The organism is Enterococcus alishanensis, from assembly GCF_019218635.1.
Lineage (GTDB): Bacteria > Bacillota > Bacilli > Lactobacillales > Enterococcaceae > Enterococcus_A > Enterococcus_A alishanensis.
On record NZ_JAHUZB010000038.1, the window covers coordinates 1 to 441 of the forward strand.

General features: G+C 67.8%; 1 protein-coding gene. It reads right to left on the bottom strand.

Annotated elements, in window-relative coordinates:
- Positions 1–307: hypothetical protein (locus KUA55_RS18175; RefSeq protein ID WP_281419058.1), on the bottom strand; the 307-nt coding region annotated here is incomplete at its 3' end.
- Positions 308–441 lie beyond the last annotated feature (134 nt).

A 441-nucleotide genomic window follows, 5' to 3' on the forward strand; every position in this document is an offset into this window, starting at 1 on the left:
CGCGCTGCGCGCCGCCCCAGCCCAGCATCCAGCAGGCGATGAACAGCGGCGCGGTGTAGTTCAGGCTGGTGGCGGTGGCCAGCGGCAGGTGGGCGATGGCATAGAAGCCCAGCCACATCGAGGTGACGCCGGACAGGTTGCGCCACAGGTGCAGCTTCCAGCTGGTGGGCACGATGGACTGGCGTCCGGCGCGCGCCCAGATCAGCAGCAGGATGACCGAAGGCAGGCCGCGGAACAGCACCACCAGCGGCAGCGACGCGCCGTGCTCGGTGCCGAGCTTCACGAACGACCCCATGATGGCGAACATGGCTGACGCCACCAACATCCAGAGAGCCTGCATGGGGACCTGCGCTAGGTAAAAAGTGAAGGGAACCGAGGGAAAGCGATACTATACTCCCCGTCACCGGAGGCGGCGCCGGCGGTCGGGGAACTGGCGGCCCG